The organism is Pseudomonas arcuscaelestis, assembly GCF_016881005.1.
Lineage (GTDB): Bacteria > Pseudomonadota > Gammaproteobacteria > Pseudomonadales > Pseudomonadaceae > Aquipseudomonas > Aquipseudomonas arcuscaelestis.
Genome location: NZ_JACOPV010000009.1, coordinates 111,470 through 133,186, shown reverse-complemented (window position 1 = coordinate 133,186; position 21,717 = coordinate 111,470). Strand labels below are relative to the sequence as shown.

The following is a 21,717-nucleotide window of genomic DNA, read 5'->3' as shown; positions in this document are numbered from 1 at the left end:
AGCAACCCTATCGGGTCAGCGGCGCGATGTACTCATACCCAATTGGAAAAGCCTTCCCATCAAGGTCAAGGGTTCCGTTCCCGCCAACAAAGCCAGCGCTCATTGCATCCAACTGCCGGTTCCAGGCGTCCTTCTGTTCTTCCCACTTTTCCGAAGTGTCTACGTCCTCAGCTCGGGGTTTCTTCCCCGCAACAAGGGAGGCCGAGAAGTTAGAACGGGCGTGGTACCCCAGTGATTTCTGGTTAACCTGCGCCAGCACAATCCCATCGATCTGCGCGACATCATCGGCCTGCTCAATCTTCGTTGCGTAGATAGGGAGCTGAGGTTCGGTCAGGCTGGAAGCATTCAGGCTGTTCATGCGCATTTCCTGGCCAGTTTTATAGTCCTGCACCACGATCCGGGTCTCAATCTGCTCGTCATCAAGGAAGATCCGCTCGCGCCGATCGAGGCTCACGGTCAAAGGAACATCACCGACCATAATGTCGTGCTTTTCCTCGAACCCGATCACTTCGAACTCATGCTCACGTTTCTTCTCCAGCTCCAACCAATCAATGACCAGGTCAACGATACGGCGCTGTTCCAGCATGATCAGCTTCATCCCGTAGCGCCAGATCAGCTTGTACAGCAGCTGTTCGGATGCTTGCTGTGTATACCTCTCAACCTCGGTCTTGAGGGCCTCGTCGGAAAAAGCCTTCAAAGCTTTGGAGGTACGGATTACCTTCCAGAACAGTTCCAAAACCAGGTGGACCATTGTCCCTTGGATCCGCGGGTCAAGACCGATAATGGGCTCTGGAAACTTTTCTACTCGCAGGCGATTGCGAACGAAGGAAAAGAACGGCGATTCGGCGTAGTCCTTGAAAATTCGTACGCCTCCCTTGAGATCTGTCAGCTCCAATGGGGTCACCGGCGGAATGGTCTCGATATGAAAGACCGTTCTGTCCAATTTTCCCATCAGGTCGTCGAGAAAGTCGCCTTTCGTTTCCAAGGTTGGAGCGACAACAGGCCACGAGCCAAACAGTTCACTGGCTCCGATTGAAGCCCCTTTTTCGTTGTGGCTTGGGCATGAAACCGTTACGTCTTCACTGGTACTGAGCAAAGCACCGACAACCGATTGCGCATAAGTGAGCATACCCTCGCTGGATGCTTCGGCGATCCCGGCATTGATCTGCAGATCAGTTGGAATGAATGGGGAGGGTTCCGCGCGCCCCGGCAGCACTGTGTTCGAGGCGCCGATGATCCACAGGGCATCAAAGCTCAGTCCAATGGCATCTTCATACCCAAGGATCGAAACTGGGGCAAGGTGGCTGATGCGCGGCTGGAATTGCCTTGTATCAACGATTTCCCGCAGCCACATAAACGCTCGCTCATACTGAACAGTCCCTAGCTGGGCATCGAGAGTGCGGAATAGTGCCAAGGCCTCGGCCCATGCATTCAGGGTCTGGAAGTTCGCACTGTCCAGCTCGCTTTGCCCTGGCCAGCCGATGTCGTTCAGCGCTTCACTGACGTGATCCGCCCACTCCGATGGATAGCGACTCTGCTCACCGCTGATGAGCTTCTCAAGCAACCCCCCAAAACGTTTCCGGAAGTCCGGTACCGCGTCACCCTTGTAGGAACCGATGGCGCGAAGGAAGTCCTTGCCGCCCATGTTCAAGCCCATGTTGTCACGGAACCAGACATCAAGCAGAGCGCGGGTCGCAGACTCGCCTACATGCCCGCCGATCCACTGAGACCGCAATACACGACTGAAGGTCTCAGGATCAGCTTTGTCTGGAGTGATAGAGAGCAGATCCATGGCTGCCCGGATCATTGGGCGGCTGCCCAACGTCGCCCCACTGGAAATATCCCAAGGTGCGCGTGTCTCACCATCAGGCCCAGCAGGCAACAGGGAGCCGGGGCTTGTGTGCAGGCTCAAAGCATCAAGAAGGGGACCTTTGTAGGCACGGATGTCTGGCACCACAATCGCAAGGGACGGAGCTGCCTGAGGGGTGTCAACGAAAGGCTCCAGTTGCTTAGCGACCCACTGGGCCACCTCAAGCATTTCGCTGGCATTATTGTGGCTGCGAACCAGTCGCGGAGTGGCCTTGTCCCCTTCCGGCGGCACGATGATAACTTCGGTACCGGCGGATTTCAGAGCCTCAAACACTGCCTTCTCAGCTGGGTTGAGGTCCAGCATGCCGACGATGATGATCCGCTCAGGGACGTCGACCTGACCTGACTGCAATGCTTGCAGCAGCAGGGCCGGAAGGTGAGCCCGGAACACATACTGCTTTGCCTGGCAATGTGCATCCAGATGCTCCTTCCATTGAAAGAAGGCCTCGAACTCCTCCTTAAACCGGAATCGATCGAGATCCATATCGACGCGGTATTTGTAAGCATCCGAGTAGGCAACGCCAACGCGGCGCGCCGCATTGGTTGAGGAGATCATGTTTGCCGGCAGCAGGCCTGATTGATCGATGACCGATTTTACGGTTGCCAACTCCTGTACCGGGTACAGAAGCTGCTCATCCGGCATCAGCTCAAGCCAGGTGGACTCAATCCACTTGGTGATTGTCATGATCTGCCCTTTTGCGAACCAAGCCTTTTTGCCACCTACGGCCTGCAGCAGAGCTGCTTGCAGTTTGATGTGGCGAGCGACACGTTCAGTCGAGGCCAGCACTACAGTGCCGTCAGTCAGGTTTGCCAGGTGGCTCAAGAATTTCATTCGGGCAGATCTCCGTATGCGATACAGCCAGAATAACGACAGTCAGCGGTGCCACCACCCCAAAACACTGTCACCAAATTCTTTAGACAAATACCACAAAATGGGGCTGTTGCTGCCCACTATTAGGGTATCCGCTCTTTGCATGGTCACAAGAAATGTCGCAGCCGAGTTTTTCAAATGCATCAGCTTGGTCACATGAGGGGCTATCGCCATCGAGCTTTAGCCTCGCATATCAACCCGTCTTCAGCATCAAGGCGGAGAACCAATTCGTTGTTGCCTTTGAGGCCCTGCTCAGAATTACAAACCGGGGAGTCACCCAAGGGCCGGCCGAACTTGTAACTCGCGCTGAAGCGGATGGGACCATTATTGAGATCGACCGTTGGGTACTGGACCAAGTTATCGCACTGTTGAGATCCAGACCGCGGCTTTCTGTATGGATCAACACGAGCCAACTCTCGATTGCCCACCCCACGTTCGTCGAAGACGCAATACGATCTCTTACCTCGAACCAGGTGATAGGCAGGGTTTCGTTCGAGGTAACAGAAACTGCAGATGTGGACGCTCAAATCCTAACAAAGCGTTTGGAAGTACTCCGGCTTCAGGCATTGACCGTAATGGTTGATGACGTAAGGGATGGGTACGCAAAGCGCTCATTGATTTTCAGCGACGCGGTGGCCGGCTGTAAGCTGTCACGAGAATCAACCAGGGAACTGATGGTGTCAGAGAGAACCCGGGCCGAGGTCGAGAGCTTGGTCAAGCTGTGCCGCCGCCTGGGCAAGCAAGTCGTTCTGGAAGGGATAGAAACGACTGATGAACTGTCGCTTGCCAGGCAACTGGGCATTTCCCTCTGCCAGGGATATTTCCTGGGCATGCCGGCAAACCCTGCCGATTTACAGCACTTTACCGAGATGCGCCCCCACGATTAGTGACGCATTCGGTGCAAACAACTTACCGAGTCAGGTCAAGCTGCGCATCGTTAATGCGGCCGCGAGTCAGTAGCCACTGTTTCATTTCCTCACGGGATGCCATGCCTTTACCGACCCAAGTTAACGCAGATTGAGCCATCGACACCCGCTTCTGATTCACCATTTCATTCATTAACTGAGGCAATTTGTCAGGCCCATCGGAAATGATCTGGCGTACCGCGTTGGTGACATACAGCGACTCATAGATTGGCAGAGGCTTGCTCTTGTCACCACGACGATAGACGTGCTGCCACCACATGCCCCGTAGGACCGAAGGAAGAATCCGCGCCAACTTCGGATCGAGCAGCGAGTTCATACGGGTTGGAATATCGATAGCGCTATCCGCATGGAGCGTACCTACGACACTATGACCAAGGGAAGCTGCTAGAACAGCCGCATCGGCTGTTTCAGGATCGCGGATTTCACCGACCATGATCGTCTTCCGGTACTGGCGAACGAAGTCTCGAATCGCCTCAGAGAACGAGTCTACGTGTGTGCCAACCTCCCGCTGTATGACCGCGCCACCTGTGAACTCAACCTCGATCGGGTCTTCAACGGTGCCCAAGTTTCCACGCATCGCGCGACCCAGCCGCTCAATAGCCGCGATCATGGTTGTCGACTTACCAGAACCCATTTGACCAGCAAAGATGGTCAGGCCTGAGCCTTCAAGCAAACCACGGATGGCATTCCAATCCAATCCAAGATCCTGCTCAAGCCGGGGAATGGTCTTCATCAGACGGCGCATGGTGATGATTTGCCCCGCGGCTGAGTCCGCTAGGATGCAACGATAGCGCTCACCGTTGAACGGGGTTGTAAAGTTGGCTGCCTTACGTTTGTTTCCTTTCCCCTTCTCGGAAAGCATCCGATCATAGAAGTCTCGCCACGCCCCTGGCGGCTTCATGATTTCGAACCGGCCAAGGTTATCCTCTGCCTCAAGACTATCTTGAGTCAGGGTGATGTTCGTCGCTTCATCAAGCTTCAGAGGAGTCTGATCGCTACGGTTGCTCGTAAGCACAGTCACCGGTTATCTCCTAATACAGTTGAACGGGGCCGCTGAGGCGGGGGTCGATACCATTTCGATAAATGGCGTGCGCAACGAAGCGCTTAGCACCGAAGCACTCATCGTCTGGCTTATTGGGTTTTGCGAACTCAAGTAGGCAGGCGTTGCGGAATTCACAAGTCGTACATTCCGGATTGTCGTTCCGTCGCATTTGCCGGCGCAGATAGACCAATCGCTCCCGAGAACAGAGGATGTCCCGAAAGGTGACGCCTGGTTCTAAGATGTTCCCGAACGAGTGCAGGTACTCCTTCCATCCGTCCCGATAGTTGGGAAGCACCAGATCTCCGTTGGGTAGCAGGAATAGGGTTTGACCGGCCATGTTGCCCATGGCGTGCCCTTTGATCTTGTCGACAGCGAAGTGGGCCTCTCCTATCGCCGGTGCGCGTATTCCTCGCTCCTGAAGGTCATACCAGTAGTCAAGCATCTCGATCATGAAGTCATTGAAGGCTCTCATGGTCGGGGCTAGGGAGTCGTACTTGCCAGGCACATCGTTTTGTTCGTTGAGCATGAACGGTAGCCAGCCCGACTCTTGGACACCCAGTGTGCGAAGCTTGTCCAATGTAGCGCGAGGACCCTGTGCTAGAAGATCCGAGTTGACCACGCTGATCGTGCCGACCTTCAGGCCGCGCCGAATTGCTTCTGTGACCTTGAGCTCCCACTTACGCACATAGTTGCCTGAACGCATGTCGCCGTCGTAGGAGGTCTGAACGTACCCGTTGCAGTACTTCTTCCAAAGTGGCTCCCACACGTCCAGGTCGACACCGAGCATTGAGGTGAGCATCACATGGCGGACGTGGTACCCAGCAGATGCAGGGAACTCGTCGGCCATCACCTGCACATAGTCCTCAAAGTACTGAGGCCCAGCTGCAGTGGGCTCACCGCCGTAGTTATAGGCAATGATCGTACGCTGCGCGAGCTGTTGCTCTTCGAAGAAAGCGTGGACCTTGCGGCAAACCGTGCGCAGGTCATCGAGGCTCATCACGCTTTTGTCGGCGCGCTGCTCCTTACTTAAGTAGCAGTGCTTGCAGTTGTATGGGCAATGCAGAGTGGGCATCAGAGTGAAGACGAAATAGCCATTTTCGATGGTGTCCGCCCTTCGGTTCTCGTCCAGGAGGGTGAATCTATCGTTTACGGACTGCACGCAGCACCTCTTCATTGATCACGAAACGGCCTTGGCCTACCTCATTGGCATCCTCAAGCAGGGATTCAGCTTTGCGAAAATATGGGGAAGTCGCTTCTTCAACGAATACCGGGGTAGATTCGAGGTGATTTTCGAAATCTACTTCTTCGGGTGTCTTCTCTCCGCTGCCCTGCCCCTGCTTCTTTTCAAGCGCAACGATGGTGTCTACGCTCAGTAGCTTCTTTGTTGCGCGATACAGCATCCGCGCGAGCAATGGGAAAATAGAGAGGAAGGTAGGGGGCTTTTTTGCAGTCATGATCACCCAACCGCAATCAGGTGGTTGCCCATCGAACGTTCGCGCTCAAGGACCGATTTTGGTAGGACCCCTTTGTCCTCCACCAGATGCCGGACGTACTTGATGAAGGTCTTGAATCCTGGGCATTCGTCCTTCTGGTTCCACTGCTCATGCAATACACCGCAATTGGCCTGGCAGAGTGTTCGCTCGTCGCAACTACGACAGATTTCAGGTAGCCGGCGAGCCTTCACGACCTCCCTTAGATAGCTTGCGGAGGTCAACACTTCATGAATAGTCGTGGTGAACTGGACCTCTGTTACACCACCCTCTCCTGCCACCTCACGGGTTTCAAATACGTTCCCGTGGGACACGTAATCATTGGTGCCACCCTTTTCAATGCAGCTGATCGTGCGGCCATCAGAATCAATATCGAGTGCACCAGCGACAATTGGGCAAACCACGTCGTCCGAAGGTGCGTTTCGATACACCGCATCCAGCCAGGACTCACAAGGGTTGATCCAAAGGTCGTCGATGTGGTCGCGATTTGCGAGGTACCAGTCCATCAGTTCAATGTAAAACTGGGAGGTGGCTGCGTGTTTCGGCTGGATCAACTTGGAGTTGAGATCACCGTCCCCTGAAGGGATGAAGAAGCCAAAATGGACTTTTGTGAACCCTAGTTCGTAGAGTTCCTCCATCATCGCCGCAGCACCCGCTTCGACTACTGGCTTGACCAAAGCCGTTGTCACCGCAAAGTCCTTAGGGCCATACAACTCCGGGTGGCGTGACTCTTCCATCAGGGTGGCCACGTTGCTCCGCCACATCTCCTCGTGTCTGCGCTTCTTGAATCTGGTGGACCGCTCATAGGACGTAGACACCTTGTCGAAAAGCCTTGCGACGTCGAGTGCCTCCTTCTGCAACAGATTCGTCACGATTGAGAACGAAACCGCCTGCGGGATCATTGCCAGGAGGACCTTTGCCTTAGGCAGCACGCTTTCGAAGAATGGGACACCAAGCATGGAGGGCTCGCCCCCGATGACATGAATATCGACGTGGTTGTAGCGCTGCGCGAAGTTGTGGTCTGCCTGCATATGCTCAACGATCCCCTGCACGACATGCAGAAACTCTGCCTCGCTCATGTCAGGGCTCTTGTCCTTTTTGTCGGACAGGATGTAGCAGTGGGAGCAACGCATATCACAACGTCGGGTGACGTTAATCTGGAACAGAAACGTATGCCGCCCCGTTTCTCCGATGGAGGTCAAGCCTGGCTGCATTGGGTCATACCTTCTGGAAATGCTGAACGTAGATCGTCGACGCGGGCTGAGGCATCAACAACCTCGGGCTTTTCGACTCTGGCCTGGCCCACGCGGGTGTATGCAGTACCGCTGGAGTCGACAAAGGAAGATGGGTGGCTTGTGAGCACCACCGCGCCAGCACTAACAAACTCGAGCTCTCGGTGATTGAAGAGGGTTCGATTCAGTCGTCGAGAAAGGAATTTCCAGGCTGGGTTTAGACCGGCTGTGTCGCGCTGACCTGGGCGAAGAGGAAACAGAACCTCACGATTCCGGTCGCCGCGAATGTACCCGTGGCTTGTCTGGAAGGTGGTGCCATCAATCAGTGTTACACGGCCGGTCGCCATACATGCCTTGCTCAACGCGGTCAGGCACTCCGGCAACGATGCAACCAAAGGCAGTGATGGGAATTGCTTGGCGACTTCTCGTGCCATGGCTTCGTCCCAGCAATTGAAGATGGCTAGCGCATTCTGCGCATAGTCAGGTTTGGGCCACGATCCTGTGTCGAGTGTGTCAGGCGCTATCGCTACCCGCTCTCCTCGCATAGCGCGCTCAAGTGCGATACAGAGGGCGACCAGAGGATCGTTACCCATGACCAAGGTATCCGGGCGCATAGAGCCATAGATCCCATCGACAAAGGCATCCAGCACACGCAGTACTACGCCAGTGCGGCCTAGCGATACTGGAGCAGTAATCAATGCATCTCGGAACTGTAGCCGCCTGAGCGGTAGGTGGGCACTAGTCAACGCCAATCGTTCCCATATCTCTTGCGCGGGTTGGCGCGCATTACGTTTTCTCGATAGCCGAATTGGCCTATCAGCGTGTAGCGGGCCTTATCACAAAGTATTTCGGACACGCTATGAACCCACCGGGGGTTTGTATTGATCAACCAAACTGCAGTACCGTGATTTGGAGATACGGCTTCCTTGACGGTCACACGTGACTCATCAACCAGTTGCCCCATGCTGTTGATGTCGCCCTCCCCGAGCAGAAGCTGCCCACCGTCTTCAGGCGTCCAGATTTCATCGGACAAATAGATGATGACGACTATGTGCATCGGGTCGTACGCATCGTGATGCCACCCCATGGAGTCGCCGCGCTTACCTCGCTGAAGCATCACGTTGGTTCGACTCCAGTCCCCCATGTGGGCCCTGAAGTGCTCAGTCTCTTTCCCAAGCCCTATGAGCTCCATCGGCCCCAGGTAATGCAGGGGAACCGTGAAGCTTTTGGATGGGTCGTCTTCCTCCCAAGCAACAACATCTGGGCTACCTGGCTTATCCGGATGAAACACGTCGGCTTTGGCATGACGCAAAAAAGCATCTGCAAGGTCATTGGGAATAGAGCTTACAGCGAAGCCATCCCTGTAAATCGAATTCAGGTCGTTCAAAATTCCGCCTCCCACATTGCGGCTGTTTTGGCCCGATCGAGACCGGCCGATTTGGTATTAGCGTGGCGAGTTTCGATTCGGTGCAACCACCCTGAAACGTCTTGAAGTCCGTGCTCAGCTACCCCTGCATCGATGAGAGCGAATAGCGTCATCCAACTGGTGCAGTGCTGGCTTTTTCCATACATGCCGCGCCCCTGGGCTGCCGCTTCAAACATACAACCACCTTGGCATTCAGCAATGTATGGGCAAGAACGGCAGGAATCGTCGAGGCGGCCGGGCCGCTCACTCAACATTGCCACCATGCCGGCATCCCATTGACCGTTGAGGGAGTTACCCAACTTACCTATTCCTCCGTCTGCCATGTCCTGACAGACATAGAGGTCGCCATTCGGCTCGACCGACAGGGAACGCTTAGTACAGTCAGCCTGGAACGCGCAGCCCGCGCCGGCGAGCTGCTTCGATCCACTGAGAGTTCGTAGCCGAGCTTGGGTTAGGTAAAAGTACGGCTCAACGATAATTGGAAGGCGCATAAACCATTGCTTGAAGCCTGTTACGAATGCGTCACGGGTTGCTTCTGAGCCCTGCAGGACCTGGCCAGGCGTCCCGCCCTGAAAGAGAGGGCGAAGGGTAAGCATTCGTTGATCGCGAGCGCACAGCATCATTTGCCTGTCCACGCCCGAGAGGCCTGCTTGATCGAGCACATAGACAGCGCCCGGCACACTCCTCTCACGACGCAACGAGGTGTCAGCCTCCCGCCAGATGAGCCTGTACTTCTCGGCAGAGCCGTTTACTGTCCTGACATCGCTCATGTCATCGACAGAAGTACCGAGGCGCCCCTCAAACAGGTCGTAGAGCCTCTTAGCACGGGCAGGTGAGCCAATCAGGTTGCTCTGTACACCATCAACGAAAGCGATACCGTACTTGGCCGCTTTGTCGCGTAGATACGAAACAGACTCCAGCAGATCGGCATGTGGAACCGTAAGGATCTCTCCACCAATGTACTGGGCAGTAATGTGCGTGGGAGAGATACCTAGCCGTTGAAATCCCTCATCGAACACAAAGTCAATTGAACGCTTGAAGTCCTCTGGCGACATACGAGTCGACTGGGATTCCTGCCAGCTACTGCAATAGCCGCAGTCAGCGTTGCATGCCTTTGTCAGCCTGATGTGGAGGGTGAGAGGCGCAATGTTCATGCCGCCTTCTCCCGCGCTTCAACGACCCTGACACAGAAGGCGATCAGCTCTTCATGGCTCCCGCCTATGCTGGAGGCCGCCAGCGTACGCCCCTGAGTGAGGTCCTGAATTGTCAGGGTAACCAGCTTTGACAGTTCCCATTCCGACCTGTAGAGGATTTCATCAAGTACTGCAATTGGATCGAATGCCAGGAACTGGAAGTTCCCATAGACGATGTGGCGGAAGAGCTCTTCCCCCCCCTCGTCACCGGCTTCTGCGTACCAGCCGGTGTAGTCGTCAACCTGTGCACCGATGGCATCATAGAAAAAGAGACGTTCGACCCAGCTCTTAGCGAATAGCGGCCCCGGCTTCATGGCAACCAGTCGCACTCGGTCGAATTCGTTGAAGAAACCTTCGTAGTTGCCCGCCACGCTGTCCTCGATCAGAGGGACGTCCTTTCCTTGTGCGATCGCAGACTTGGCCTGGCGTTTAAGCATCCCCCCCTGCCGGCCCCTTGCATGGGTTCGATTCAGATAACTCGTTCGGTCAAGCACACCTGGTGTGGTTTCATCCGCATACTCCCATACGCGTTTCAGGCCCGCGCAGTCGCCGGCTGCGATCAGCGATGACATGTTCTGGTCGAGCTGTTTATGCCAGGCCCACCCACCCGCGCAGGTCAATGCGTAGGTACAAGTCGCACAGCCGCCATAAGGCATGCGATGTCGCAACACGTATTCCGGGGTGTTATTGAAAATCGCTTTCTCTGCGAAGCGCGGGTCGTGCACAGAAAGAACCTGCGTCGGGAAGATCGACTCAGCCCCTGTGTAGCTCGAGTTGAAGGTTACCTCCCCGTTAGGCTCCACCTCGATGTCGTAGGTGTCATTGCCCGGGTAATGGAAATGCTGGCCGGCGCGCGCAGCTGTCCGCATCTCTACAAGCGGACTGATGGTCACACCCTTAGGTACCAGGGCATTAAGCTCCAGTAGGTAGTCAGACACATCGCCATACGTGCAGGTCTTCAGAAAATAGGCCTTACCACTGCCGGCTGGGTAGAGCATGTCGCAACTGATGTCTGTAATGCCGCGGCTCACGAACTCGTCGACAATGAACTGCGCGCCCCGATCGATCACGCCGCGGCTCATGGTGATGCACAGGGTTTTCCGCTTTATGCCGGTGATCGATTCAAGTGTCTTGAAGTATCGAGGCAGCAGCTTGTCGTTCTTCAGAAACCTGTTGGTATCCGGCTCCCACGGGACAAAGATATCTATTCCATGCCCGAACTCTTCACCCACCGTATTTAACAGGTCGACGTAGCCCGGGTCTTTGAAGATGAGGTTTGTGCACCAAATCAGTGAAGCCTCAGCGTCGTAAAGTGCCTCCCACGTCCGCATGGTCTTGAGTGTCCATGGCAGATTCCGCTCCCAGAACTCGAGAGGCATCATGGTCAACTCTCCACCGAGCAACTCCACGTTGATCTTGGTGACCTTCTTGTCGCGACGGAACAGCTCGTCGATCCTTTGGTAGGTCACCCGGTAGGTGCGTTCATCCATCATGCTTTTGTCACGCAGCAAGTCCGGATCGACATAACAGTGGGTGCAGCTCAGATTGCAGAGCCTCGTCGGGGCTATGCATACGTTCAGCATGTCCAGGGCGTTATGCACGGAGCACCTCGCCAGTCTCTTGAATTCGAACAGGTCCGCCTATGAGATCCGCCACATCATTGACACCCACTACATACGGGACGTTGAGCCGGCGCGCATGCTGGAGAAGGTGGGACAAGGATGAACCCGACCGCACGAGTAGTGCGCCGGCACCTTGCACAAGCGCCAACTGGCTCATGTCGGTCGTCTCGAGGTATACCGCGGAACCCGGCGTGTAGTTGTCTGGCGAGTTAAGGGTGAGTTCAAGTCCTCGGCGAGGAACGCCCCAAGCGAAAACGCTAGGAGCCTGACGGCTTGCGGAGCAAGCTCCATCAAGCAACTCGCGCACCGACCGCGGTCCCCCTGCCACATCGAAGCCCGCAGGAAGTTCTCCCAGGTAGGCCGGCAGAAGGGACAGCAAGCTTTCCCCCGCACCACGCTGGCACAGCTCATTAATGGCCGGACGTAGTCGTCCCAGCTCAATCATCATCATTACCGCGCATTTGTCCTTTATCCAAGCAAGGGGGGAATCCACCTCTTGTATAACGGGCGAAACCAATTCTGGGTCGATGCTGGGATCCTGACCTGGCGAGAAACAGGTCACCGCGGCATAACCTACGGCGGATATGCTCTCTGCTGCAGCTGCTGGATGAAGTTGACTCAGCTCGCTACCGATAACGGTGGAGATGAGTTGTCGCTTAAATCCCGGTACCGGGGATTCGATCTTGAGTTCAAGGGCTGTAGTAGCAATGCGCCCAAACCGGCCATAAAGCTTGGAAACCTGGGCCAATTCACTGGCAATCGCCTGTGCAAGTGCCTTTTCTGGTGCCGATAAAGCGATTTGTACTGTGCGCCGTAGGTCATCGCGAGTCCGGTCAGCTGACTCAAATGCCTCAAGCAGGAGCTGGCCTGGTACGCGCGAGAATGCTGTACGGGGAAGACTACCCAGCACAGTCACGATGTCCACCAGTTGCAGCGAACGGGCAGCAACGAATGAACGGGAACGGGCAACGCGCAAGCCACCCAAAGAGTATTGGTCGCCTGGTGCCGCCATGGTCGCAACAACCGCCGCGCCTACGGCCGAGCGATGCTCAAGTGGGAGGCACTGATAGCGGTGGAAGGCCTGCCGCCCGGTACCAGTGTGCTTCAACAGCCTTTCCAAAGCGGGCCGACGCAATGTATCTGTGCTCACCTGCAGGATTGTCAGCTTCCCTCTTGCGCACATTGCCCACTCAATGGTGGTCGCCCCCAGGTCACGATTTAGATTGATCAGTGCCCGCCGAACCTTCCGGGTCGTATTGGACAACCCTGCAGTCCGCCAAAGAGGTACGGCCACCCTCTCCGTGCAACCGGTACCGCCTGTTGCAGCGCCACCCATGCCTGCTTCGCATATGAACAAATGGCCATCCGATGCGGTACCGAACATAGCCACCCCGAACACCTGATGCGTGAGTAGCGGCTGGATCAGACAGAAAGGGGTTTCCCCTGCTTCAGCGATCTGGAGTCGCACGTTAGCAATAGCCAAACGAACAGCCTGCTCTCCGACAGCACTAATGGACTCGTAAATTCCAACTGTATGGGCTGATGAGCTTTCGGAGAGTGCGGCAGACCTGACGATAACCGGCCCTGCTACCACCCAGCTTGGTAGCAGGCCAACTTGTTCGGACGTGACGACAAACCCCTTCTCAACCCGATGCCCCAAGCTGGCTGCTCGCTCAAGCAAATCGATCTTGGCGGGGAGCACACTGATTTCGGACTGTCTGCCAAACCGGTGACTTCTACGATGAAAGCGAACTATCCACCAGCCCAGGATGGCACCCATGATCTGCGTGATGGAGATGAAGTCTTCGCTGACCCATACAACCGTCGTTTCGAGGTAAGCAATCCAGAGTCCGTAGGTAACAAGTGCAAAGGCAGTGAGAACGAAGATTCGGCCAGCGAAGTTGCGGCATTGCATCGCCAGCAATGCGCCTACGAAGCACACGGCGAAGTTAATGCAAAGCACCCATGCCGCGGACCCAGGAAAGGCACTATAGACGCCACCCAGGGCACTCACTGCCGATTGCTGCAGTCGTGCCTGCACCGTAGCGGCGGGATCAATTAGATCCTGATCCACTAGAACAGCACGATTGAAGAGCCCCGGCTGGGTATTGGTACCAAGCCATTTAACGCCTGAAGAGGTAAGCAATTCACCTGCGAGGATTGAGTGGTAGAAGGTCCTCCGATCGTAGGCCAACCCCACATACGCGCCAGTCTTGTCCAGCTTTGACAGTGCTTTATCCAGACCACCTTTGGCCACTAACTCCATGTCTATGTGGACGGTGCGTGGAAGCCGATTTTTCGTCCTCGCCCAGTCCGCTGAGGGCTGAAAGTCGAGGAACTGTACTGATGGGTTGCCCACAACGTAGGTGAATGTCTGATCAGCTCCGATGTACCGGTCTGCGTTCTTATAGGGCTTGAAGTATGCCGGCTTTTCCAACAACTCATCGCGGGTGGGCTGCATGAAGTACGGATCAATTCCCCGCGCCCTAAGCATGTCTAGCAATATCCATGTGTCACCGGAAAAATGACTCTCAGCGGCGGTAATGAGCACAGTCTTGCCTTGAAGCTGCGCAGCAATCGAATCCGCTCCAGACAAAAACACCGGCAATGACAGAGTCAGTCCATGAATCCATCCATAATCGAGGAATTCATCAGGATTGGTTGTGCTCAGGATGACCGGCGCTCTGGAGGCTTTGAATGCAGGGATTTCTGATGGCAGAACAGCGCGCGGGTCACCAGTCCTATCCAGGTGCTCCCAGGCGTAGTTGCTCAATGCGTTAGCTCCGCCCTGCAAGAAGCGAATTTGCGTGCCGAACTGGGCATTTAGAGCATCGGCAATTGCTGCTGCGGTCGTACCGCGCTCGTCAACGAGGACAACCCCCTGCCCCGGGCGCTTTGCCAGCTCGACGATAGGGGCCGGATTGTCGTGAATTTGAGAAGCTGTCGCACCAAAGCCAAAGTCGGTGAACAGTTGAGCCCCAAAATCGACCCGAATGACACGTATTGAACGCTTGCCAATCAATCCATAGAAGTCAGCCGGTGCCATACGGCTGGTTGAAATCGCTTGGTCAGCATCACTGACATATGGGTATGGGATGTCGGTTGTGCGCTCGGCGGGCGCGCCAAGGCTCTGAGTGGTAGCAAGGATCTCTTCACGATTCGACTCAGACCACTTGACCGAAACCAGAGCGAAGGCCGCGAACCCGGCAAGAGCACTTGCCACTAATGCGGCCCTGGGCAATCGCCAAAGCTTCACTCCAAGAAACAGGGCCAAGGCAACAGCGAGTAGTGGCACAAATGCAGAGCCGAAAACCAAGGTCCCAGCGCCAGCAAGTACCACCGGAAATGCTTGGGCTTGGACCGCCACCAGCACAAGTAGGAACAGCCAAAGCCGACTCATGACAAAGCCTCATGCAGGGGGGCAATATGGGAGATTGCAGGCTCACGCCCACCGATGGTTCTTGAGACCGGAGTGATCCGGCGAAGATACTCGGCTGATTGCTCAGTTAAGGCCCCCGGGCGCACGGCATCGGCCACAGCCTGGATATCGGCCGGCGGCTGACGGAAAAGGGCCCACATGATCAGGTCCTCAAACTTGAGCGAGACCTCGAGCCCGGATTTCAGCTTGGTATAGCCACTCGTTACTGAGATAGGCACATCCCGCCAGGCAGTAAGGGCTAGCGCTTCAATGACATACCGAGCAAGCGGTGTGGTGGGTGCCTCTCTCAAAGCACTCCACACAAGCTCATCGCTGAATGCGAGGGTGTGATAGTTGCCGGCAAGAGAGTGAGCCAGTATCGAATGGCGCTCTTCGAAGCCCGCGAACGAGCCATGGGGTAAAAGCACCTGTTTCTGAAGACGGTCGTAGAACCACAACCGCTGGCGCGGTGTGCATCCGAAAAGCAGGCCTGGTTCAAGCAGCACTCGGGTCGTAGTTTTGACTGCTTCGAAGTAGCCTTCATAGTCACAGATGAAGTCAGATTCTCGCAGCGGCTCGGAGTGATCCAAGACCGCCAGCTTGCGCGCCTGTGCACGCTTTATGCGACGGACGTTCGCATACCGGCTTACCCCGATCTCATCGAAGTTATCTGCAGCCTGGGCTTCCCACAGTTGGTAGAACCCCGGGCAACTGAATTCACCCTCAGGTGACACCATGAACGATTGAACAGTTTCGGGCGCTAAAGCCTTATGGGGGTACCAACCCGAATTGCATGCCTGAAGATATCGACAGTCGCGACAGAAATCGTGCTCATAGCTCAGCTTGTTGTCGAGCTCGCTGTTGTTACCCCATACGATCTTTAGTGCGGCGTTCGCATCATGCGCATTCAGGTTGATGTATGGCTTAACGGCCTCAGTGCCGGTCTGATTGGGATTCAGCGACAGTTCCCCACGTTGATCCCAGTGGAACTCGTACGCGTCGTTGAGGGTGTTCTGAGAGCGCGAGAGTGTGCGTAAAGACTTCTTCATGTCGTCGAGGTGGTCGACAGTCAGTCCGTACGGTTTCCCAAGCTGGGCAAGTGTTGCGATGTAATCCGCCACATCCCGGTATTGTGGCTGAGCCCTGTCAAAGTAAGCCTTGCCAGATCCCCATGGAAAAATCATGTCGCAAGTGGCATCGGTCACACCGCGCTTCACGAACGTATCGATGATGTACTGGGGGCCAAGGTCGATTAAGCCCTGCCCCATCACCAACACCAGATTTAGCATGTTGCAGTCACCCAGCGCCTCAATGCGCTTCAGGTACTTAGGCAAGATTGCCATTCCCCTACCGAACCGCCCGCTTTCTGGGCCTTCGAATGGAATCGCTATATCCATCGCCGGGTGCCCCTTGAACTCACGCAGAAGATCGAGATACCGATCGTCCTTCCACATCAGATTCGAGCAAAAGGTGAACTCGGTTTGGATACCTACCCGGTTCAGCTCGTCAACTTGACCCAAGACCCACGGAAGGTTGCGCTGCCAGAACTCAAATGGCATGAGGGTGGCCTCCCCGCCTAGCACATCCAGGTGCAGGTAGGTCACCGACCGGTCTAGATGAAAGGCCTCAATGATGACCTCCACAGCACGCCTGAAGGTGGCTTCGTCGATGTACTCCTTCCTGCGCAGCAACTCAGGCTGGATGTAGCAGTGCTTGCACGACAGGTTGCAATTGAGGTTCGTCGAGATAGTGGTCGACATCATCTCAATTGAGCGATTGCGCGGAAGGGCGTAGGGATGAATATTCATACCCTAATAGTGGAAAGCTACTGCCCCATTTTTAGGGGTTTGCAAAAAAAAACTGCGACATCGATGCAGCTTTCATCTTCGGGGTTACCTACCCGCTCGCCTTAGCTCAAATCGTCCCCGGGCGCGGGCCTCAAGCTCGATATGACGGGAAAGCTGTCCAACGACGGGATGAGCTGCAGCTTCATCAATTTGAACTGCTGAGCGCCGGCAGTGGCGCAAGACCCAACGTACAAGCTCTGTGTTGTGGCCCGCCACCAAAATATCGGTATGGGTCAGGCTGGTAGAGTGAAGATCGACCTCAGCCCTGGCCATGAGGTCTGCAAGTGGATCGCCGCGGCTAGCATCAACCCAAGCCCATATGGCCTGGGGGTCAACTGATACAGAGGGCAGGTCCTGATAAACCAGGTGCTCTACAAGCACTCGTTGCTCCTCCACACTCAGCGACAATACCGTTTGGCTGGAGAGTGAAGTGAAAGCCCCCACGGCCTGATAGGCCCAAAGGCGCTGTATCAAAGGCTTGTCGAAGGCACCGTGTGCTGTCACTTCAACCAAACCACCCTGAGTCTCCTTCAGCCACTCGGCGAATGCCGGGCCGTCCTCAGCAGGTTCGTGGTGGTTGGTAATAGCATGGCTGTCTGCCTTGGCCAACGACACCAATGCCTTCATCTCTGCGTTGTGTCGCGCCTGCACAGGATCAAAGGAGCCGTGCCGAGCCTTAACCTTTCTCCACAACTGCTTGTAGCCTGGACAATCATCACTATCCCATGCACGTACGTCGGCCGGCTCAGCAATCCGATAGTGATACCAGCCGCCGGCACAGGCCGAGTGGAACTCACACTGAAAGCAATAGCTGTGGTACCTGGAGAGCTTGTTGTCCAGCTCCTGGGTATTGTCCGCAAGTACTCGGTAGGCCCAGTCGCTGTCACCAACGTAGATTTTGCGGTCGCCGAGCGCTGCCTCCCCGGTTGTCTGATTGGCATTAAAGGTCGTGAGGCCGTCGGGCTCTACTGCAAGGTCGTAGCGGAAGTTGCCGATGCACTGATAACTGGTCCCGCGAAACACCGCACCTGACATTTCATCCGCCGGTGTGAATGTGATTCCTGGCGGCGCTATGTCGAATAGCCGACACAGGTAGTCACTCATCTCCTTAAAGGCAACCATGTTGGGCTGCCAGAATGTTCTCCCGGACCCATACGGGCTGATCATCTTGATGCTGAAGTCAGTGATCCCCAGCGGAAGGAAAGTCTCTAGCAAGTAGTCCGGGCCCATCGCGACGGTGGTCTTCGTCAGGATGACATCAAGGATCTTTTGCTTGGCTTTGATCGACCTTACCGTTTCGGCCCAAGGCCCCATCAGCTTCAGGTTCTTACCGAATCGGTTAGTGTCAGGCTCCCAGGACGTATAGATGGCCATCTCGGGCCAGTCACCATACTTGTTGAACAAGTCGACATAGTCACCGCGGTGCTTGTCATTCGCGAAAATTAGATTGGTGAGTACGTTGATTGAACCTGGCGTCTTGAAGCCAGTGTTGAACTCACGGCATCGTGTCAGAGCATATGGCAGGTTCCGCTCCCAGTACTCGACCGGCAGCTTGGTGATCTCCCCTCCTATCAGTTCCCACTCCACTTCCTCGAGGCCGGTGTCCAGTGCAACCAACGAGGCTACGCTGTCGAAGACGGATCGGAACACCGTCTCGTCCATCTGAGTCGGATTAGCAAGCTCGGCAGGGTCGATGTAACAGTGCGTGCAACGCCTGTTACACCAACGGGTTGCTGTGATGCTGATGTTGGCTTGGTTCACACGTGAAGCTTTATGCACTTTTCAACCTCAAAGAGTCCCACAGGCTTAGACCACCGGCGCATTCTCCTGATCCGTCAAAGACAGGTACGTGAGCAGGTCCTCCACCGCAATAGCTAACGTGCTGGCATTCCCGGCAAGCTCTCACACGCTTGCGCTCGTACGCCACACGACTAAGGCGATTGCGAGATGTAATCATCTCGTTCAAGTCGCTTACACATAGATTGCCGAGAAAGGTCTCCACCAGGTCGGAGTAGAGTGGGTTCGTGGTGACCGTCCCGTCTGGATTTAATGTCAAGAACCGGTCCTCGGATAGCACGTTGAACTGCATGTTGGCAGCAGCGATGCTCTGCTCAAACACACCAATCCGAATCCCAGATGCATGAAGCCGTGGGTAAAGACGATCCCTCAGTTCGGAGAGGAAGGCCCACGCTTGTTGATAGGGAACTGTTAACGGTAGTGCGGGGGTGCTGGCCGGATGGTAAATGGGTGAGCGTAGAAACCTAGCGAAGTCGACGGAAATGTCGAACTCCCAGACCTTGCATTGGCTCTGCAGCATGACATCGGCCAGGACATCGGGCCCCCTTCGAACAGTCTCTGCATTTAGTTCGACGTTCACGACGCAGGGGATGCCCTCGATCCAGAATTTGTTAAGGCCGGCCAGAAACCTCTCCTGGTAAGCAGTCTCCGATCCGGCCAAGTTGAACTTGTTTCCCAGGGCGTAGGTGGTTTCAACAAGGCCATCGAATTCGCGCCGAACCATTGAGACCAACCAGTCTGGCACCGAGAAGCAGTTGGTCACCATCGTCTGCCTGGCGCGCGGCAGGGCCCTCCGGGCTGTATCGATGAGTAATTGCATTGCCTGTGAGCCAATAACAGAAGGCTCACCCCCTTCCCAGATCAGCGTGCAATCCCGCTCAAGCCAAAACGAGGAGTCCAGGAATCTCTCAAGGATCGATACTGGCAGTCTCTCCTTCGCTGCCCGGTGCTCCTCGGTGAGGTAGCACCGTTTACAGTCGACGTTGCACTGCCGGGTCACATTGATGAAGCCTACAGCCTCAGATCGCATAGATGCCCCATGGTGCTGACAGCCGGAACTGCCAGCATGCGCTTAGCCGACGGCTATCAAACCACTCGGAGGAATGGGCTTGGGTGGCGGCGGCGGCGGCGGCTCAATCGCCCCGCCTGCTTCAAGGATTACCTCTGCAAGTGTTGCCATCTCTCCCGCAGCCAGGGCAGCAACCTTAGGCGCTACACCCACTGCTTCAGCAACTCTGACCGCAGCAGGACTCGGCTGGGTAGTTTCCCGATCAAGATTAATTCGCTCATTGAGTTGAGTAGCATCCTCGATCGAGGCCCAAACTGCCTTTAGTGCTTCTGGGCCACCTGCGACGGAACTGGCCATGAGACAAAGAGCCTTCGCCAGCGCTGCCTGTTGGGAGTTGGGCCGGCGCACACGCTTTCCGTGAGAGCTGTCTCCAGAAGCTGACGGATCAACCTGCTGGACGGTCTCAGAACCCTTGGTGTCAGCGCCCTCTTCCGCTGCTGCATCTGGATCTGGCTCGGCCGGCTCTGGTAAAGGGTCTGGCGGAAGGTATTTGTCGAGAACCGTGTGAATGGAGTTTTTCAGCTCGAACAATAGACCTGCGGCATCTGCCGGGCGGAGCCCGGTCACATGGGCAAGGATACGGATCATGTTCGGAAACGGAGTTCGTGTGTCCAGCTCGGCTTCCAGAATGTTTGCACGGGCTTCCATGAACTGTAGATTCTTCAGGTGCAATGCTTTAACGGTTTGCTCAAGCAAGACCTTCTTGAAGTCTGGACCGAGGACTTCGTATACCACCTCCTCGATGCAGGCCTTCACATGATCCATGACAGGCTCGGACATAGCCTCTGTATAGAGCAGGTTCATCAAGTCATCGGTAGAAATAACCGCTGGCTTGTAGCCCAACTCTGCATACAGCAGATATTCCATGTAACCATCGATTGGAGAAACACGGATGTTGCTGTTCGCGCTTCGCAGGGAAATGCTGCCGTATTCACGGATCAGTTTGCAGTAGGCCTCAATTTGATCATCGACAACCGTGGCGTTAGCCGGGGGTAACAGGTTAATGCCGTAACCGGCCGACTCTGCCAAGAAGATCACTTCCTGAGCATCAACGGTCGTATCGTACGGGACATCAATAGTGCCGACCGTGACTGTGCCCGTGGCGAGAATCAGGCTGAACTCAAAGCACTCGCTTGGTCTTGAAGGGTCGTTGTCCGCCGCTTGCAGAAGGAGCCCGATGGAACGGGCGTCCAAAGGGACCTGGTTCAGTTGCTCATCGCAGATGACCGCCTGGTAGGCCACGTTCCGCTGAGGTTTCTCACCGCCCTCCTCCGAGATCCGACGATGCAGCTCAGTGAACTCAGCCCTTAGCTCCGATACTCGCTTATTGAAAACATACGTGAATCGGTACTCTGCGGGGATCGACTCGTCGTCTTGATCGGCTGGTGCGGAAAATGGAGCTCTCTCGACCGGGCACGGCTGGGTGTCAGACGCAGTATCAACAAGCTCCGCGCTAGGGGAGTGATTGGATTCGGTCCCGAAGAACCGCTTGAGGACGGAAAGAAGTTTCTTCATAAGGGTTAGCGCCAGCCTCGCGCACCATGACAAGCACCATGGCAAGCACCGTGACAGGCACTATGACAGTAACCCCAGTCACCGACATTCGTCGAGTCCATGTCCTTAGCAGTCGCTGTGGCCGCCAAGAGCATATTGTTGATACGTGGTACAGCATCGTACTGCACAACGCTATTCAGGGTATCCGCGTGCCGCTCAACCATCGGCTTAATCGGGTTCATCTCAAGCAGTTGGCGCATTTTCGCAACTTGAGGATCATTCTCCAGCTCTGCCTGGGACTCGTTGACTGTGAATCTGGTGTCAACGTTGTGGAACGCTGAAATTGCTATAGCGCTCACAGCCATAGCAGCTAGCACCCGATTGGGTGTGAATTTGATCATTTTTGCCTTCTCTCCAGATG

General features: G+C 55.5%; 15 protein-coding genes. 1 reads left to right on the top strand and 14 read right to left on the bottom strand.

All coding sequences use genetic code 11. The features are described 5' to 3' along the window. Positions 1 to 7 precede the first annotated feature (7 nt). The gene (locus tag H8F21_RS15600) at positions 8 to 2,701 is read right to left on the bottom strand and encodes a PD-(D/E)XK nuclease family protein (protein WP_203584905.1); all 2,694 of its coding nucleotides are present in this window, start codon (positions 2,699 to 2,701) and stop codon (positions 8 to 10) included. 155 nt (positions 2,702 to 2,856) lie between these two features. On the opposite strand from H8F21_RS15600, the gene H8F21_RS15595 reads away from it, so the two are divergent. Next, the gene (locus H8F21_RS15595; protein ID WP_203584904.1) at positions 2,857 to 3,627 is read left to right on the top strand and encodes an EAL domain-containing protein; all 771 of its coding nucleotides are present in this window, start codon (positions 2,857 to 2,859) and stop codon (positions 3,625 to 3,627) included. 22 nt (positions 3,628 to 3,649) lie between these two features. Here the strand turns inward: H8F21_RS15595 and H8F21_RS15590 are convergent, their stop codons facing one another. The 13 genes from H8F21_RS15590 to H8F21_RS15530 form a co-directional block, all read right to left on the bottom strand. Beyond that, a complete protein-coding gene (locus H8F21_RS15590) occupies positions 3,650 to 4,687 on the bottom strand; it encodes an ATPase, T2SS/T4P/T4SS family (RefSeq protein WP_203584903.1) in 1,038 nt (345 codons plus the stop codon). Positions 4,688 to 4,697: 10 nt separating this feature from the next. Beyond that, complete coding sequence (locus H8F21_RS15585; protein WP_203584902.1) at positions 4,698 to 5,867, bottom strand: transcriptional regulator; 1,170 nt, start codon at positions 5,865 to 5,867, stop codon at positions 4,698 to 4,700. Then, complete coding sequence (locus H8F21_RS15580; protein ID WP_203584901.1) at positions 5,848 to 6,162, bottom strand: hypothetical protein; 315 nt, start codon at positions 6,160 to 6,162, stop codon at positions 5,848 to 5,850. The genes H8F21_RS15585 and H8F21_RS15580 overlap by 20 nt, the downstream gene beginning before the upstream one ends. A gap of 2 nt (positions 6,163 to 6,164) precedes the next feature. Beyond that, the gene (locus H8F21_RS15575; protein ID WP_236043057.1) at positions 6,165 to 7,277 is read right to left on the bottom strand and encodes a radical SAM protein; all 1,113 of its coding nucleotides are present in this window, start codon (positions 7,275 to 7,277) and stop codon (positions 6,165 to 6,167) included. A 119-nt stretch (positions 7,278 to 7,396) separates the two neighbouring features. After that, positions 7,397 to 8,023 (bottom strand): hypothetical protein, encoded by a 627-nt coding sequence (locus tag H8F21_RS15570; protein ID WP_203584899.1) that lies wholly within the window; start codon positions 8,021 to 8,023, stop codon positions 7,397 to 7,399. A gap of 149 nt (positions 8,024 to 8,172) precedes the next feature. Further along, the gene (locus H8F21_RS15565; RefSeq protein ID WP_203584898.1) at positions 8,173 to 8,817 is read right to left on the bottom strand and encodes a 2OG-Fe(II) oxygenase; all 645 of its coding nucleotides are present in this window, start codon (positions 8,815 to 8,817) and stop codon (positions 8,173 to 8,175) included. Continuing rightward, positions 8,814 to 10,010: an SPASM domain-containing protein gene (locus H8F21_RS15560; protein ID WP_203584897.1), complete on the bottom strand. Its 1,197-nt coding sequence runs from the start codon at positions 10,008 to 10,010 to the stop codon at positions 8,814 to 8,816. Before H8F21_RS15560 ends, H8F21_RS15565 begins: the two co-directional genes overlap by 4 nt. Further along, a complete protein-coding gene (locus H8F21_RS15555; protein ID WP_203584896.1) occupies positions 10,007 to 11,650 on the bottom strand; it encodes a radical SAM protein in 1,644 nt (547 codons plus the stop codon). Before H8F21_RS15555 ends, H8F21_RS15560 begins: the two co-directional genes overlap by 4 nt. Continuing rightward, a complete protein-coding gene (locus H8F21_RS15550) occupies positions 11,643 to 15,071 on the bottom strand; it encodes a PEP-utilizing enzyme (protein ID WP_203584895.1) in 3,429 nt (1,142 codons plus the stop codon). Before H8F21_RS15550 ends, H8F21_RS15555 begins: the two co-directional genes overlap by 8 nt. Next, positions 15,068 to 16,897, bottom strand: a complete 1,830-nt coding sequence (locus H8F21_RS15545) for a radical SAM protein (RefSeq protein WP_236043055.1) — start codon at positions 16,895 to 16,897, stop codon at positions 15,068 to 15,070. The genes H8F21_RS15550 and H8F21_RS15545 overlap by 4 nt, the downstream gene beginning before the upstream one ends. 84 nt (positions 16,898 to 16,981) lie before the next feature. Beyond that, positions 16,982 to 18,697 (bottom strand): radical SAM protein, encoded by a 1,716-nt coding sequence (locus H8F21_RS15540; protein ID WP_328824494.1) that lies wholly within the window; start codon positions 18,695 to 18,697, stop codon positions 16,982 to 16,984. Between the two features lie 10 nt (positions 18,698 to 18,707). After that, entirely contained in the window at positions 18,708 to 19,763 is a 1,056-nt protein-coding gene (locus H8F21_RS15535) for a hypothetical protein (protein WP_203584894.1), read from the bottom strand. Between the two features lie 42 nt (positions 19,764 to 19,805). Next, positions 19,806 to 21,317, bottom strand: coding sequence for a hypothetical protein (locus H8F21_RS15530; RefSeq protein ID WP_203584893.1), 1,512 nt, complete (start codon positions 21,315 to 21,317; stop codon positions 19,806 to 19,808). Between the last annotated feature and the right edge of the window lie 400 nt (positions 21,318 to 21,717).

Excerpts from the sequence above, each read along its gene's own strand:
- H8F21_RS15600 (WP_203584905.1), bottom strand. The coding sequence starts at position 2,701 with ATGAAATTCTTGAGCCACCTGGCAAACCTGACTGACGGCACTGTAGTG.
- H8F21_RS15595 (WP_203584904.1), top strand. The coding sequence starts at position 2,857 with ATGTCGCAGCCGAGTTTTTCAAATGCATCAGCTTGGTCACATGAGGGG.
- H8F21_RS15580 (WP_203584901.1), bottom strand. The coding sequence starts at position 6,162 with ATGACTGCAAAAAAGCCCCCTACCTTCCTCTCTATTTTCCCATTGCTC.
- H8F21_RS15575 (WP_236043057.1), bottom strand. The coding sequence starts at position 7,277 with ATGAGCGAGGCAGAGTTTCTGCATGTCGTGCAGGGGATCGTTGAGCAT.
- H8F21_RS15570 (WP_203584899.1), bottom strand. The coding sequence starts at position 8,023 with ATGGGTAACGATCCTCTGGTCGCCCTCTGTATCGCACTTGAGCGCGCT.
- H8F21_RS15560 (WP_203584897.1), bottom strand. The coding sequence starts at position 10,010 with ATGAACATTGCGCCTCTCACCCTCCACATCAGGCTGACAAAGGCATGC.
- H8F21_RS15550 (WP_203584895.1), bottom strand. The coding sequence starts at position 15,071 with ATGAGTCGGCTTTGGCTGTTCCTACTTGTGCTGGTGGCGGTCCAAGCC.
- H8F21_RS15545 (WP_236043055.1), bottom strand. The coding sequence starts at position 16,897 with ATGAATATTCATCCCTACGCCCTTCCGCGCAATCGCTCAATTGAGATG.
- H8F21_RS15535 (WP_203584894.1), bottom strand. The coding sequence starts at position 19,763 with ATGCGATCTGAGGCTGTAGGCTTCATCAATGTGACCCGGCAGTGCAAC.
- H8F21_RS15530 (WP_203584893.1), bottom strand. The coding sequence starts at position 21,317 with ATGAAGAAACTTCTTTCCGTCCTCAAGCGGTTCTTCGGGACCGAATCC.